Below are 13,796 nucleotides of genomic sequence, written 5' to 3' on the forward strand. Positions count from 1 at the left end.
ACGTGTTCCAAAAGAGAAACGTGTTGTTTCACAAGGATTCTGCCTCCCTTTTAGAAAAGAACAATAGAATTACTTTGCTTTATTGCTTAAAAAAAACTTGATAAAGGGGCTTTACCCTTTATCAAGTGACTTTTTCCGAGCGTTTGCCCGAAATATTAATTGATTAATTACTTCCGAAAACATTAAACCCATTGCAATAGATCCTGAAATTAAGCAGACCTTTGCTGCTAAGCTTACCGCTACATAATAATTATTCTCGACAAAATTACGCATCGCATTATAAGCAGTTCCCCCCGGAACTAAAGGAATGATTCCTGCGACACTAAATATAATAACTGGTGATTTATATATTCGGGCGAACACTTGACTTATGACGGCGACAAGAAAGGAGCCTGACAAGGCCGCAATTACTTCATTTTGATGAAAATGAACAATTGTCCAATATGCCATCCATCCAATTGTTCCTACAAATCCGCATTGAATTAATAATTTCCGAGGAATATGAAAAATAATTCCAAAGCCAAACGTTGCAACAAAGCTAGTTATTGCCTGTGCTAAAAATTCATTCATTACTTATTCCTCTCCTTAAAAAACAAAAAATGCAACGGCAATCCCTGAACCAATTGCTGTAGCTGTTAAAAAGGCCTCTGCCCCTTTTGAAATACCAGATACTAAATGACCTGCTATTAGATCCCGCACCGCGTTCGTAATAAGCAAACCTGGTACAAGCGGCATTACAGAGCCGATAATAATCTTATCTACCTCTTGACCAAAACCAATGGAAACAGAGAAAAAAGCTACTAGTCCAATAACAAATGCTGCCGAGAGCTCTGCAAAAAACTTTATTTGCAAAGCCTTATGAAAATACAAGGAACACAAAAAGCCTAAACCACCAGCTAGCAATGCAGGGATAAAATCGCCCCAAACTCCATCAAACATAATTAAAAAACAGCCACTTGCAATGGCAGCTGCGATGACTTGAAAGGAATCAGAATACGTACATTTTTCATCTTCCACATCTTTCAATAAATGGTACGCTTCCTTCATACTCACTGTTCCTGTGCTTATTTTACGTGAAATATCATTTACTCGAGCTACCTTTTCTAAATTAGTCGTCCGCTCAATAATCCGATTTAATTTCGTCTTTGTCGGTTCTACCCCTTCTAACGATAAAATAATGCCTGTTGGGGTTACAAAGCAGTCAGAATCGGTCACGCCATATGCAGTTGCTATTCTTGTCATTGTATCTTCTACTCGATGGGTCTCCGCTCCATTTTGGAGCATAATACTTCCTGCTAATATGCAGATCTCCATAATGTCATATGTTTTTTCCACTGATATATATGTCATACTATCTCTCCAACTAAAACAGTATAGGTACTCTTAAGATCCTCCATTAGACGCTTCATCTCATCAGTACTTTTAGCATTCTTTATTAATCATTTTAAAAAGCTATTTTTATCATAAGCAACAAATTACAGTTTATATGAAATATGGCTATTTTATCAATAATTGAAGGGAAAATAAAATAGAGGAATTTTTATTAACAAAACAGAAGAGTGAAAAAAATTTTTTCCAAAATAAAAAGTCCATTATGACATCAAATGGACTAAAAAAATAACATATAGTGTTTTTTATTAATCGTTCTGGATGCCAAATCTCGCATTGATTTGACCACGGAGCATTTGCTTTTTGACTTTCCGCTCTTCTTCTTCCTTGTTTTTTTTCATAATCTCTTGTCTAATTTCATGTGTCCGAACGCCTTCTTCTCGTTTATTAGCAATCTCAATTAGTCTTTCTACATCAGAGAATGAATATTTTCTATTTCCTCTTTCTGGTCTCTCCGGAAAAATTAATTTTCGCTGTTCATAATATCGAATTTGTCTTTCCGTTAATCCAGTTAGTTCACTTACAACACCAATAGTAATGACCTTTCTTTTCTTATAGGATGGTTCATGATCCATTACATCTCACCTCATGAAGTAAAGTAGTATTCTCATTTATCTTAATTATAATACTTTTCAGATAAAGAAAAATACCTTTTGTTATATTTCCTAACACAAAATTAAAAAAATAGGTAAGATTTCCTTACATTTTCAATGATTTTTTCTATATTTTCCGTTAAAATGCTAAATGTATAAACGATATTTTTTAATTTTCAGCCAAGGAATAGGTAATCGGTATTATTTTTTGTAAATGGAGAGGAGCCTTCTTAGATGATAACCAAAGAAGCAGTCGATTTAGCTAAAAAGATTGTGGAACTTGATCTTTTGAGAGACGAGATTTGGGAACACTTAGCAGAAGTTGCGGGTGAACACGCCCATGAACTTCTTCGAATTGTTCAGAATAGCTAAACAAACTGTATAACCTTTACAATTCATGTTGTTATATAGAGGAATTCCCAATCAAAATTGATTGATGGATTCCCCTTTATGTTTATAAACAGCAATTCTATCATTCATTTATTTTCAAAGAAACAAATCATGTCACCTAATTGTTAATAAACCTAACATCATTTTATAAGAATTTACCTACAATCGCAAGTGATTGTCTATTTTTTATAATAAAAAAAAAACCCTCTGTTAGTTACCCATTAAAATGGGGAACTAACAGAGGGTGATGATTCATTAAATACTAACATCCTTCTTTTTGAAAAACCAAAAAGTGATGATCATGATTATTGCATAGTAAACAAATAAGATACCTAAAGACATCGGCATGGTTACTGTTTCGATTATTTTATCTTCAAACAAGAAAATCGTTTGGTCTAAATGTGGGAACACTAACAATTTTAGCCATGCATACTTTTCAGCTAATGATTGAATAATTTGGCCAATTGTTGAGGATACAAACAATATAAATACCCCAGCACCCACTGCAATTGCCTGATTTTTAAATAATGTCGATAGCATAAAGGATAAAGTTAATACAAACAATAATCCCGGTAAATAATATAGGATGCTTTTCAAAAAGAACGGTCCACCACTTGCTACAATCTGGTCAACTGTCCCAAAAACAAGCACTTTATCTTCAAAATTTCCTACTCCAAAGAAAACAATACTTACTAAATAGCCAACAATCATTAAAAATGCAACTAAAATGGCAGTATATATCAATAAAGCAATATATTTAGATAAAAGGATTGCCCAACGTTTATACGGTCGAATCAGCAATTGCTTAATGGTTCCATCAGAGAATTCCGAGGAAACGCTGCCCGCGCATATAATTACCACAAATAAAGTTACTAGAGACTTCATGCCAATAACCATTCCATTCATATTGGACCAAGTAGTTGAATATGGACTGACATCCTGCTTTAAATTATTTTGATAATCTTGGATTTTCATTTCAATCGATTCTTTCGTATCATCCCAATCAAAATCTTTTCCACTTTCTATTAAACTATCCTCTGTCTTAGCTGTAGGCAGCTTCTGTTCCAGCTCGGTTATTTCCGCTTGCACTTTCGCACGCCAGTCATCTCCTTTATATTGGGGAGTTATCTTCGTTTCCAAGAAACTTCCGCCAATAAGGGCAAATAAGAGAATGATCGGAAATATCCAGCTGTTTTTCTTTTCCCAAATCTTTATAAGTTCATTTTGTACTAATCCAATCATTTTGTTTCCTCCTCTCTCTTCTGATTGGTTATTTCTAAGAAGCGATCCTCTAATGTAGCTTTTACAACATAAATGCCGTATACGGCAACATCGTTCTCGACAAACAGCTTATTAACAAGAGGAATTGAATCTTTAGGCAGCTTCGCCATCAACTCGCTGCCTTTTACGGAGCTTTCTTCGACTTCATATTCACTATTACGAAGGAGTTCAACCGCTTTTTCCGGCGAGTCTAATTCAAACGTTACTTCCCTTACACTTACTTCTTCTTCCGAAACCGTTTCATCCATATTGGAGATATGAATTAATTTTCCCTTTTCAATAATCGCAAATCGATGACACATTAATTGCATTTCCGATAAAAGGTGAGAAGATACTAAAACAGAAATCCCTTCGCTCGCCAATAAATGCAAATAATCACGAAATTCGCGAATCCCTTGGGGGTCTAAACCATTTGTAGGTTCATCTAGAATAAGAAGAGCTGGTTTATGTAATAACGCCTGCGCAACCCCAAGGCGCTGTCTCATACCAAGTGAATAGGTCTTCACTTTTTGATGAATGGCATTTTCTAATCCTACTAGTTTAATTACTTCATTAAAGCGTTCTTCCGAAATTGGCTCTTTAGCCATTCTTGCATAATGCTTTAAATTCTTATATCCACTCATATATTTATAGAACTCAGGATTTTCTACGATCGCACCTAAACTGCTCATCGCTTCTGAAAAATTCTCATCCACGTTATAGCTATCTATGACCACTTTTCCATTCGTTCTATTTATTAGATTAACAATCATGCGGATAATCGTTGTTTTCCCCGCTCCGTTTGGACCTAATAACCCAAATATCTCCCCTTTTTCCACAGAAAAACTAACATTATCAACAATGTTCCTGCCTTTAATTCTCTTAGTGAGATTTGTGACTTCTAATGCATTTAAGCTCATTTTTTTCTCCCTTCTATATAATTGCTCTAAAGTAGTTCCCTCTACCCACAAGATGTATTCCTTCACTTTCCGTATACTAATACGATTTTTTTCCAAAAAAGTTTCAATTAAATAAACTTTTTTGGAAATTTTTTTCTCCAATATGACAACAGACTGGCTGATTACATGTTTTTTCTAGTGAGAGCAGGCCAAATTTGCTATAACTCTTAGGAAAAACAAATAAAAAAACCGCTCGCCTTTGATTTATTCAGAGGGAACGGTTGTGGCTATTCTTATAGAATTATTAAACAGTGGTTGTTGATAAATTGTTAATAAGTTCTTGAACTGATTTATACTCATAACCAAGATCTTTCGCTACTGGAGCAGAGGTGATTTGTCCAGCAAAAGTATTTACACCTTGTTTAATAGCGTAATTCGTTTCAATTGCTGTTACTGCGCCTAGATTAGCAATTTGAAGTGCATATGGCATTGTTACATTTGTTAAGGCAATCGTAGATGTTCTCGGAACAGCACCAGGCATATTTGCTACAGCATAATGCACAACTCCATGCTTCACATAGGTAGGATTATCATGGGTAGTGATATGATCTACTGTTTCAAAAATCCCACCTTGATCAATTGCCACATCCACAATAACAGAACCTGGAGCCATCTTCTTCACCATCGCTTCTGTTACTAGCTTCGGTGCCTTTGCACCTGGAATTAATACAGCACCAATCACCAAATCTGCATTCACTACAGCTTCTTCAATGTTTGCTGGGTTAGAAATAACAGTACTTAGGCTTGCACCAAATTGATTATCTAACTCTCTTAATCTTTCTGGATTTAAGTCTAACAGCGTTACATTCGCCCCTAAGCCAATGGCGATTTTCGCTGCATTCATTCCCACAACTCCACCGCCAATGATGGTTACATTCCCTTTTTTGACACCAGGGACACCAGCTAATAAGATTCCCTTTCCTCCATGAGGCTTTTCTAAGAACTGAGCACCAATTTGAACAGCCATTCTTCCTGCAACCTCACTCATTGGTGTCAATAATGGTAATTTACCATTTACTTCAATTGTTTCATAAGCGATTCCAGTCACGCCATTCTCCGTTAACGCCTTTGCTAGTTCCTGTTCTGCCGCTAAATGTAAGTACGTAAATAAAATAAGTCCTTTGCGGAAATATTGGTATTCTGAAGCGAGCGGTTCTTTTACTTTTATAATCATTTCTGCTGTATTCCATACTTGAGCAGCTGAGTCAATTATCTGCGCACCCGCCGCCGCATATTCTACATCTGTAAAGCCACTGCCGATTCCTGCATTTTGTTCTACTAAAATTTCGTGGCCGCCATTCTTTAAATAAGACACACCGGAAGGAGTAATTGCGACCCTATTTTCATTGTTTTTAATTTCCTTTGGAATACCAATAATCATGAGAATTCCCCCTTGTTATAAAAACTAACACTAATTGTTAGTTGTCTTAATATTATAATAGGACGAATTCAGAAAATTATCTTTGTTAAAATTAATGAAACAAAAATCGCTCATTTGTGAAAAAACACAAAGGGAAAAGAGGAAAGGTTTCTAATCCTATTTCTATTCTTTCTGCCAATGCATTAATTTTAAATCTAAGTAGATCATAAATTTTTGACTAGGCACCGACAAATCCACTTCCATGATTTCTACCATCCGCTTTAAACGATAAGTAAGCGTATTAGGATGGATGTGCAAACGTGCAGCTGTCTTTTGAATATTTTCACTTTCATCTAAGTAAGCTTCTAAGGTTGCTAATAATTCTGTATGATGGGTTGAATCATATTTTTTTAGATTTCGAATGGCAACATTTTCCGATCCATCTTGTCTTCGTTTTTCTAAGAGGATATCTAAAAACTGATAGATACCTAACTCTTGGTAGTGAACGAATGCCCCTGCTTCCTGAGGGAATTTCTCACGTACCTCTAAAACAGTCCTCGCTTCTCTGAAACTCTTTGGTATATCTCGATACTGTTTGTAAATTCCTCCAAAGGACCCCCTTACTTCTTTAATAGAAAATCTTTCTTCTAGGTTTTGTTGAAAACTACTAATAAATTTTTTATAACAAGCAATAGAATCCCCGTTATCCTCAAGGGGAGTTGCCAAAATAATTAATTCGTTATCTTCAATAGTGGAGAAAGAAATTTTTACATCTTGGGATACCTTCAATAGATAGAGGATATGCTTTTCTATTTCCTTTGTAATCATTTTAGAAAACGGAAAAATCATCACCGTAAAGCAAGCTGCTGCAGGCATTCCCATTTCCTTTAATTTTTCGTCTATATCTGTCTCTTTCACATACCCAGTTAACATTCTCCAAAAAAATTCTTGATTGTCCTGTAAAGTAGGAGTTTTGCTTCTAGCAAAGCGTGACAATAAATGACGCGCTACTGACGCCGCGTTCTCTAAAAACCCCATCTTTTCCTCTGTTAGAGGGGTACCCATTTCAATGGCCCAAATATATCCGATTACCTCCTCCCCTCTCCAAATGGAAACTGCCACCCGATTTCCAAGGCCGATTTCCTTTTTCTCTTTAATTCGGATTGGCTTTTTACTTTGAAGAAGCTGCGGAATCACTCCATCCTTCCATAAACGATTGATTACTCTCTCCGGAACCCTGCGGCTAATTATGGTAGAGATTCTGACCATATCCGTTTCTTCGTCATGACTGCTGTATACTAGCACACGATGATGAGGATCCTCCAACGTAATCGGACATCCTAATAATTCACTAACATGATCTACAAAACTTTCAAGGGAATCATACATATCCCTTCTAAACGGGTTTCGCGGCTCAGCTGTCATCCATCTACTCCTCTCCAAAACGCTTACTAAAATCGTTCAATCTTGTTATATCTTTATTTTATCTCGTTTATAACGCTTTCAACAATAAGAATCTTTAGAAGATTATATTCTTTCGGCCAAAACAGTGTCACTTCTCGTTTGCTTGTTCTCTCTAGTAAAAAGCATTAGAGGTTGTTTCCCTTTTATCTTTCCCCCAACAAAAAACCTCTCAAAAGAATTTACTCCTTTGAAAGGTCTGTCATGCAGGATTAAATTAGCCGTTTATTAGGCTTGTTTCCATTAATATCTTTGTTTCTTTTATCCTTTGCATATTATAAGATGATTCTTGCATTAATGTCTCATCTATATAAGCGGGATGTGTCATTACTTCAATGCTTTTTCCAAGTTCCACACGCTCTCCTAATTTTTCAAAATAATTCTCTGTAATTCCATCACCATAGAAATCATCAAAAAAAATATCGGTTAATATTTGAATATCCGTAAAATGAGAACCTGCATTTCTCACAGGTATCTCATACTTATCTGATAACCTTTTTATCACTGGATAGAATTCTTTTATTCCGTGCACATGATGATGACTATCTAAATGAGAAGGAGTAAGATTGGCAGCAAGGTATTTTTCAATTTGTGCTGTCCATTCTCTTTCTAAATCATCTAAGCTTATAGATTCTGGATCACCATATACCAATGTCTGCTTTTTAAAATTACCTGCTTCATCTACAAGTGTTGGAACATCATGTAAAAGTGGCCTTCCCCATGTTAATACAAGATGGACGCCAACCTTTAAAGAAGGTGTATCCTTTGCTAAAGTGATGGCATGCTTTGTCGCTTTTGCATTCATCATCATGGTTGTGGAAGTAACAATTCCCTTAAGATGGGAATCAACAATTCCATAATTGACTCCTCGGCTAAAACCAAAATCATCTGCATTAATGATTATTTTTGTCATGGATTCGTCTCCTTTAAAGCTAGTCATGTGTTTCATTCAGCATAACTCCGCTTTTACATACGAATACTTTCCTTTTCCGTGAAAAACTGTGGTAAATATTCCTTATGTGCTTCAAGCATCTCATCTAGGATCAGTTTAGCAATTCGATCGCTTGGGACAAGGGGATTAATGGTCATAGCAAGCAATGCTTTATCATAGTCACCGGAAATAGCTGCTTCTATCGCTACCCTTTCAAAGGACTTGATTTGGGTTACTAATCCTTGAACTGCTACTGGAAGTTCTCCAACTGCTATTGGCTTGGGACCATCCTTGGTAATTATACAGCTTACTTCTACCGCTGATTCATATGGAATTCCTGTAATGGCACCATGATTAGCAGTATTCACCGCTTGAATATCACATTTATCTGTATAAATGGAGCAAATTAAACGTACAGCAGCGTCACTATAGTAAGCTCCTCCGCGCTTTTCTAACTGAGGGGGTTTAATCGCTAATTCTGGGTCTTTATATAATTCAAACAACCCCTCTTCTAACTTCTGTACAACCTCTGCTCGCGTTTTCCCCTTTTCTGCTTCCTTTAATTCCTGGGCGAGCACATCTCCTGTTTTATAATAATAGTTGTGATAAGGGCAAGGAAATAAATTCAATCCTCTTAAAAACGAGGGTTCCCAGCCCATCGCGTGAATATTTTGCATCGTAATAGCCTTTTCCGGATCTGTGATTAACTTAATGACCTGTTCCTTTACACTTTTACCATCTATATAAACGTCTAGGCCGTAAACCATATGATTTAACCCTGCAAAATCAATTCTTACTCTGGCAGGATCAACTGCTAATAAATCAGCAACCCCCCGTTCCATCCCGATTGGCACATTACACAAGCCAGCAACTTTTGTGATACGACTGTGGCGAAGAACTGCTTCTGTTACCATTCCAGCTGGATTTGTAAAATTTATGAGCCAGGCATTCGGACAAAGCTCCTCCATTTCTTTCGCTATTTCTAAAATAACCGGAATAGTTCGAAAAGCTTTAAATAACCCCCCAGGTCCATTTGTTTCCTGTCCGATGACTCCATACTTCAAAGGGATTTTTTCATCAAGTGCTCTTGCAGCGAGCTGACCGACTCGTAATTGTGTTGTAACAAAATCCGCTCCCTCCAGAGCCTTTTTTCGATCCAGCGTAAGAAGAATATCAATAGAAACTCCCGCTTTCTTTACCATTCTACGCGCAAGCTCCCCAACAATTTCTAACTTTTCCTTTCCTTCCTCAATATCTACCAGCCAAATTTCTTTAACTGGTAACTCGTTATGATATTTAATAAAGCCTTCTATTAGTTCCGGTGTATAGCTTGAGCCACCTCCAATAGTTACAATTTTTAAACCGCGACTCATTCTACCGACCCCTTTCTCGTTGTCTGTTGCATACACTCCTGCCGTAAATCAATTATTTCAACCGCAAGATCCTTCAATGTCATTGCATTCATTAAGTGATCCTGTGCATGAATAAGAATAATTGGAATCATAAATTGATCTCCGCCGGCTTCAAGATGGAGTAATTTGGTCTGGATTTTATGAGCCTCCGATAGTTCTGCTTCCGACTCTGTTATCTTCTTTTTGGCTTCAGCAAAATCCTTTTTTTTCGCGTCTTGAATTGCTTCCATCGCAAAGCTTCTCGCATTTCCACTATGTAATATCAGCTGAAAGGAGAGTTGGTATAATTCTTCCTTATTCATGTTTGCACCCTTCTTTCCTTTAGAGACTAACTGAATCCGAATCTTTCGTAAGCTCTGTTTTATTTTTGGAATCAATTTTTACTTGTGCATAAACAAATGGTAAATAAACAACTGTTGATATCAGTAAATTTAATGCTGCCAAACCAGCTCCCCAAAAGCTTCCCCCCGTCGCTAAGTACCCGCCAATTATCGGTGGTGTAACCCATGGAATCTTAGCCGTTACCGGTGGAACGATGCCATACTGCACAGCAAGATAAGAAATGACAGTTGTAATAACTGGCCCAATTACAAATGGAATAAACCAAATAGGGTTTAAGACGATTGGCAAACCAAAAAGGATTGGTTCATTAATTTGGAATACCCCAGGCGCCCCGCCAAGACCAATGATTTGTTTATACCGTTTTCTCCCTGCAATTATCATCGCAATAATTAATCCTAAAGTAGCACCTGATCCGCCCAAGTAAACAAATGCATCTAGGAAGGATCCAGCTAAAATATGATATTCTCCTAATGCTTGAATTCCTGATTGAGCTAAATCAATGTTTTCTGCTCCTGTTTTTTCAAATAATGGTGTCGTAATCCCACCTAATATGTTTGGACCATGAAGTCCAACCATCCAGAATAAATGCACTAATAAAACAATTAATACTGCAAATGGAAGGGAATCAACTGCATTTGTTAATGGAGAGACAATAACCGTATTTAACCAATCATTTAGAACTTTTCCATCTGTTATCATTCTGAAGATAACGCCAAACACGCCAACTAGAAAAATAGTTCCCATACCTGGTACTAATTTAGCAAAGGATTTTGAAACAGCCGGCGGTACTCCATCTGGCATTTTAATGATTAAAGCCTTGATTTTCGATAAGCGCAAGAAAATTTCTGTAGCGATTATCGCTACGATAATAGCAGTAAAAAGGGCAGTGGCATTGAAGTAATTGACAGATACTAGCCCCCAGACTCCTCCTGCAACTGTTTCAGTAGCGGCTTCATCTATTGGTAACGTGACACTTGCTGTTTGGGGCAAAAGTAAAAAGAAACATGCAGCAGAAATAAGCATTGCTTCAAACCCTTCATCCCCATAGGATCTAGCTAATTTATAGGAAATCCCAAAGACTGCAAATACAGAAAGAAAAGCAAATGTTCCAAACCATATGTCCCCGCCCAAAGTCGACCAGTTAGCTCCGAATATTGCTTCCATCATTTTTCCATAAGGGGGAATAATTTGACCGAGATTATTAAAAAGTACAGCAAATGAACCTACAATGGTAATAGCAATCATACCAATTAACGTATCCCTGATAGCAAGCAAATGTCTTTGATTACCAAGCTTTAATGCAAAAGGCATAATATATTTTTCAATAAATCCCATCATCTCTTTATTCCCCCTTTATTAAAGCTGTGGCATGTTCTAACACTTTTTCACCATTACATAATCCATAGTCCTGTGGATTAATTGTTGCAACTGGAATTCCTCTTTGGTCGCCGGCCTTTTTTACTTGTGGTAATAGAAATCGTACTTGAGGACCTAACAAAATAACATCAGCTTTCTCTATCTCGTTGTTCACTTCTGAGGCTGCTATTGCCCAAATCTTGCAGTCTATCCCTTGGTTTCTGGCACTTTGCTCCATCTTTGAAACTAATAAACTTGTAGACATTCCGGCTGAACAACATAGTAAAATATTCACTATTCCATCCCCTTTTAATTGATAGATTATTCCGATATTTTATTCTAAAAAATGTTTCCTTTCGTACGTCTTTTTATCAGCCACCCTTCTTAGGAAAGTAGTAACATCTTATATTTATATTGTAATAACAAATACGACATGTTTCAATACAAATTTATTTGTTATTACAAATTTGTTATTTATTTGCTTATTATGAATAGAAAAGATATTCTATATTCAGGGACAATATGGAGGGAAACGATTGTGGAAGAAATGAACAAAGATGCTGCGCTACACTCGATTGTAAAAGAGTCCATTATCGACATGATTAAAAGCGGCGAATATCAACCAAATACTAAATTACCAACCGAAGCTGAATTTTGTAACACATTCGGTGTCAGCAGAACAACGATTCGCACAGCCCTTCAACAACTAACAGTTGAGGGCTATGTTTATCGAGTACAAGGGAAAGGTACCTTTGTAGCCGAAAATAAAATCAAACAATCTTTAACTAGTACAGTAGAGCAATTCTCTGAACAAATTACTTTGCAAGGGAAAGCCCCGTCTATCAAGGTGCTTCAGCTGAAGGTTATTGAAGCGACCGATTTTCTAGCCAAGCAATTCAATCAAAATATAGGGGATCCCGTTAACTGCTTAGAACGCATGCGTTATGTAAATGATGCTCCACTACAATATGAAATCTCTTATCTGCCTTGGCACAAGGCACCAGGATTAGATAGCGCTGCTTGCGAAAAGTCTTTATACAAGATGCTGGAAACGAAGTATAATATAAAAATCCGCAAAACAATAGAGCACTTAGAATTAGTTTTAGCAGATGACACTATTTCTAAGAAATTGGAAATTCCTGCAGGATCCCCTTGCTTTCTACTTGAAACCTTTGCTTATGCAGAAGATGAAACTGCCATTGAATATTCCAAAACTATTTTCCGAGGAGACAGAGCACACTTTGTTATTGAGCGGAATTATTGAAGAATGCAATCAAAAGGATATTTGTAATAACAAATATCCTTTTTTGTTCCAACTGTTTTTCCTCTATTCTCTTCATTCTAACTTCCCTTTCCCAGCCTTCTCCCTCGCTTAGTTTTCCACAATAAATCCACAGAACATCTTTTCTTCCACTAAAATACCACCTGATTCCTACTTAGTTTTCCACAAATACAATAAAAAATAGCTATGTTATCCACATACCATCCACAAAATCAATATATTTATCCACAAAAAGACCGGTTATCCCATAAGTATGTTCTAACCGGTCCTTCATCTATTATGCTGCTAATTTTGAGTTAACATTTGAATTGATTTTATTTTTACTAAACGACTTACTAAGATGACACCAATGATGGATCCTGCAAAACTGCTAACAGCAAAGGATGGCAAATAAAATAGAGCACCCGTTTTTGTCCCTAAGAAAAACGATGCATATGGTACTGCCACTAAGGAGGCGATGACGCCTGTTCCAATAAATTCACCTAAAGCTGCAAAGATTGGCTTAGCTGTTTTATGAAATAGATAGCCTGCCAAAAGTGCACCTATCATACTTCCCGGAAATGCTAATAAGGATCCCGTTCCTAATAGGTTTCTTAACAAGGAAGTAGCAAAAGCAATGATAACTGCTGGAACCGGTCCAAGTATTGCTCCCGCTATTACATTTAAAGCATGCTGAACAGGATATGCCTTGGCAATACCTGCCGGAAACCATACTAAGGTTGAGCCATATGTCCCAATTGCCGTAAACATGGCCATAATCACCAATAATTTAATTCTTTTCATCGTAATTATTTCCTCCACTCAAAATAGTTTTAAGCATGGAGACTAAGCAAACCTTCTATTGACTAGACCCAAAAGGCTTACAGGGCTATTAAACGACGGCTTTTCACAAACTAAAAAAGCCAGATCTAAATAGACCTGACTGCTAAAGTCAAAAGAAATAGAGTGAATCCGCTACTTCCCTACGCTGGTATGATCCAGATCAGGTCGTTAGGGTTAAAAAACGAATTTGTTTTTCTCTCAGCCACCAACTGGCACCCCTAGTAGTCCATATATGCTTA

15 protein-coding genes and 1 riboswitch are annotated in these 13,796 nt (G+C 36.8%); of the genes, 2 read left to right on the forward strand and 13 right to left on the reverse strand.

Translation table 11 applies throughout. The features are described 5' to 3' along the window. Window positions 1-111: 111 nt before the first annotated feature. From BCI01S_RS04720 to BCI01S_RS04730, 3 genes are all read right to left on the reverse strand, one after another. Entirely contained in the window at window positions 112-570 is a 459-nt protein-coding gene (locus BCI01S_RS04720) for a threonine/serine exporter family protein (RefSeq protein WP_047940821.1), read from the reverse strand. Window positions 571-585: 15 nt separating this feature from the next. Then, window positions 586-1,350, reverse strand: a complete 765-nt coding sequence (locus BCI01S_RS04725; RefSeq protein ID WP_047940822.1) for a threonine/serine exporter family protein — start codon at window positions 1,348-1,350, stop codon at window positions 586-588. A gap of 287 nt (window positions 1,351-1,637) precedes the next feature. Then, window positions 1,638-1,964 carry a MerR family transcriptional regulator gene (locus BCI01S_RS04730; RefSeq protein ID WP_047940823.1) on the reverse strand — a complete coding sequence of 109 codons (327 nt, stop codon included), beginning with the start codon at window positions 1,962-1,964 and terminating at the stop codon, window positions 1,638-1,640. Window positions 1,965-2,216: 252 nt separating this feature from the next. On the opposite strand from BCI01S_RS04730, the gene ykzB reads away from it, so the two are divergent. After that, complete coding sequence (gene ykzB, locus BCI01S_RS25605; RefSeq protein ID WP_162837571.1) at window positions 2,217-2,354, forward strand: protein YkzB; 138 nt, start codon at window positions 2,217-2,219, stop codon at window positions 2,352-2,354. Between the two features lie 273 nt (window positions 2,355-2,627). Here the strand turns inward: ykzB and BCI01S_RS04735 are convergent, their stop codons facing one another. The 9 genes from BCI01S_RS04735 to BCI01S_RS04775 form a co-directional block, all read right to left on the reverse strand. Next, on the reverse strand, window positions 2,628-3,614 hold the full coding sequence (locus BCI01S_RS04735) for an ABC transporter permease (protein ID WP_061796930.1): 987 nt from the start codon (window positions 3,612-3,614) through the stop codon (window positions 2,628-2,630). Then, entirely contained in the window at window positions 3,611-4,552 is a 942-nt protein-coding gene (locus tag BCI01S_RS04740; RefSeq protein ID WP_061797274.1) for an ABC transporter ATP-binding protein, read from the reverse strand. Before BCI01S_RS04740 ends, BCI01S_RS04735 begins: the two co-directional genes overlap by 4 nt. A 283-nt stretch (window positions 4,553-4,835) precedes the next feature. Further along, the gene (gene ald / locus BCI01S_RS04745) at window positions 4,836-5,972 is read right to left on the reverse strand and encodes an alanine dehydrogenase (RefSeq protein WP_061796932.1); all 1,137 of its coding nucleotides are present in this window, start codon (window positions 5,970-5,972) and stop codon (window positions 4,836-4,838) included. Between the two features lie 162 nt (window positions 5,973-6,134). Next, on the reverse strand, window positions 6,135-7,376 hold the full coding sequence (locus BCI01S_RS04750) for a PucR family transcriptional regulator (protein ID WP_047940826.1): 1,242 nt from the start codon (window positions 7,374-7,376) through the stop codon (window positions 6,135-6,137). Window positions 7,377-7,629: 253 nt separating this feature from the next. Next, window positions 7,630-8,325 carry a chitin disaccharide deacetylase gene (gene chbG, locus BCI01S_RS04755; protein WP_047940827.1) on the reverse strand — a complete coding sequence of 232 codons (696 nt, stop codon included), beginning with the start codon at window positions 8,323-8,325 and terminating at the stop codon, window positions 7,630-7,632. A gap of 53 nt (window positions 8,326-8,378) precedes the next feature. Further along, window positions 8,379-9,716 carry a 6-phospho-beta-glucosidase gene (locus BCI01S_RS04760; RefSeq protein ID WP_061796934.1) on the reverse strand — a complete coding sequence of 446 codons (1,338 nt, stop codon included), beginning with the start codon at window positions 9,714-9,716 and terminating at the stop codon, window positions 8,379-8,381. Beyond that, entirely contained in the window at window positions 9,713-10,057 is a 345-nt protein-coding gene (locus BCI01S_RS04765) for a PTS sugar transporter subunit IIA (RefSeq protein WP_047940829.1), read from the reverse strand. The genes BCI01S_RS04760 and BCI01S_RS04765 overlap by 4 nt, the downstream gene beginning before the upstream one ends. Window positions 10,058-10,076: 19 nt before the next feature. Then, window positions 10,077-11,435 carry a PTS sugar transporter subunit IIC gene (locus tag BCI01S_RS04770; protein ID WP_061796936.1) on the reverse strand — a complete coding sequence of 453 codons (1,359 nt, stop codon included), beginning with the start codon at window positions 11,433-11,435 and terminating at the stop codon, window positions 10,077-10,079. A 4-nt stretch (window positions 11,436-11,439) separates the two neighbouring features. Next, complete coding sequence (locus BCI01S_RS04775) at window positions 11,440-11,748, reverse strand: PTS sugar transporter subunit IIB (RefSeq protein WP_047940831.1); 309 nt, start codon at window positions 11,746-11,748, stop codon at window positions 11,440-11,442. 252 nt (window positions 11,749-12,000) lie between these two features. Here BCI01S_RS04775 and BCI01S_RS04780 point away from each other — a divergent pair, with 252 nt between their 5' ends. After that, window positions 12,001-12,717, forward strand: coding sequence for a GntR family transcriptional regulator (locus BCI01S_RS04780; RefSeq protein WP_047941033.1), 717 nt, complete (start codon window positions 12,001-12,003; stop codon window positions 12,715-12,717). Window positions 12,718-13,020: 303 nt separating this feature from the next. Here BCI01S_RS04780 and thiW read toward each other — a convergent pair whose 3' ends face one another. Further along, window positions 13,021-13,518, reverse strand: a complete 498-nt coding sequence (thiW, locus tag BCI01S_RS04785) for an energy coupling factor transporter S component ThiW (RefSeq protein WP_047940833.1) — start codon at window positions 13,516-13,518, stop codon at window positions 13,021-13,023. A gap of 159 nt (window positions 13,519-13,677) precedes the next feature. Next, window positions 13,678-13,787, reverse strand: a riboswitch (TPP riboswitch). Window positions 13,788-13,796 lie beyond the last annotated feature (9 nt).

Origin of the sequence: Niallia circulans NBRC 13626 (genome assembly GCF_001591585.1) — a bacterium.
Classification (GTDB): domain Bacteria; phylum Bacillota; class Bacilli; order Bacillales; family Cytobacillaceae; genus Niallia; species Niallia circulans.

What these genes read in the sequence shown, in the direction of transcription:
- ykzB (WP_162837571.1), top strand. Translation starts at nt 2,217, where the DNA reads ATGATAACCAAAGAAGCAGTCGATTTAGCTAAAAAGATTGTGGAACTT.
- BCI01S_RS04740 (WP_061797274.1), bottom strand. Translation starts at nt 4,552, where the DNA reads ATGAGCTTAAATGCATTAGAAGTCACAAATCTCACTAAGAGAATTAAA.
- BCI01S_RS04750 (WP_047940826.1), bottom strand. Translation starts at nt 7,376, where the DNA reads ATGACAGCTGAGCCGCGAAACCCGTTTAGAAGGGATATGTATGATTCC.
- BCI01S_RS04770 (WP_061796936.1), bottom strand. Translation starts at nt 11,435, where the DNA reads ATGATGGGATTTATTGAAAAATATATTATGCCTTTTGCATTAAAGCTT.
- BCI01S_RS04725 (WP_047940822.1), bottom strand. Translation starts at nt 1,350, where the DNA reads ATGACATATATATCAGTGGAAAAAACATATGACATTATGGAGATCTGC.
- BCI01S_RS04765 (WP_047940829.1), bottom strand. Translation starts at nt 10,057, where the DNA reads ATGAATAAGGAAGAATTATACCAACTCTCCTTTCAGCTGATATTACAT.
- BCI01S_RS04720 (WP_047940821.1), bottom strand. Translation starts at nt 570, where the DNA reads ATGAATGAATTTTTAGCACAGGCAATAACTAGCTTTGTTGCAACGTTT.
- BCI01S_RS04735 (WP_061796930.1), bottom strand. Translation starts at nt 3,614, where the DNA reads ATGATTGGATTAGTACAAAATGAACTTATAAAGATTTGGGAAAAGAAA.
- thiW (WP_047940833.1), bottom strand. Translation starts at nt 13,518, where the DNA reads ATGAAAAGAATTAAATTATTGGTGATTATGGCCATGTTTACGGCAATT.
- BCI01S_RS04780 (WP_047941033.1), top strand. Translation starts at nt 12,001, where the DNA reads ATGAACAAAGATGCTGCGCTACACTCGATTGTAAAAGAGTCCATTATC.
- chbG (WP_047940827.1), bottom strand. Translation starts at nt 8,325, where the DNA reads ATGACAAAAATAATCATTAATGCAGATGATTTTGGTTTTAGCCGAGGA.
- BCI01S_RS04760 (WP_061796934.1), bottom strand. Translation starts at nt 9,716, where the DNA reads ATGAGTCGCGGTTTAAAAATTGTAACTATTGGAGGTGGCTCAAGCTAT.
- ald (WP_061796932.1), bottom strand. Translation starts at nt 5,972, where the DNA reads ATGATTATTGGTATTCCAAAGGAAATTAAAAACAATGAAAATAGGGTC.
- BCI01S_RS04730 (WP_047940823.1), bottom strand. Translation starts at nt 1,964, where the DNA reads ATGGATCATGAACCATCCTATAAGAAAAGAAAGGTCATTACTATTGGT.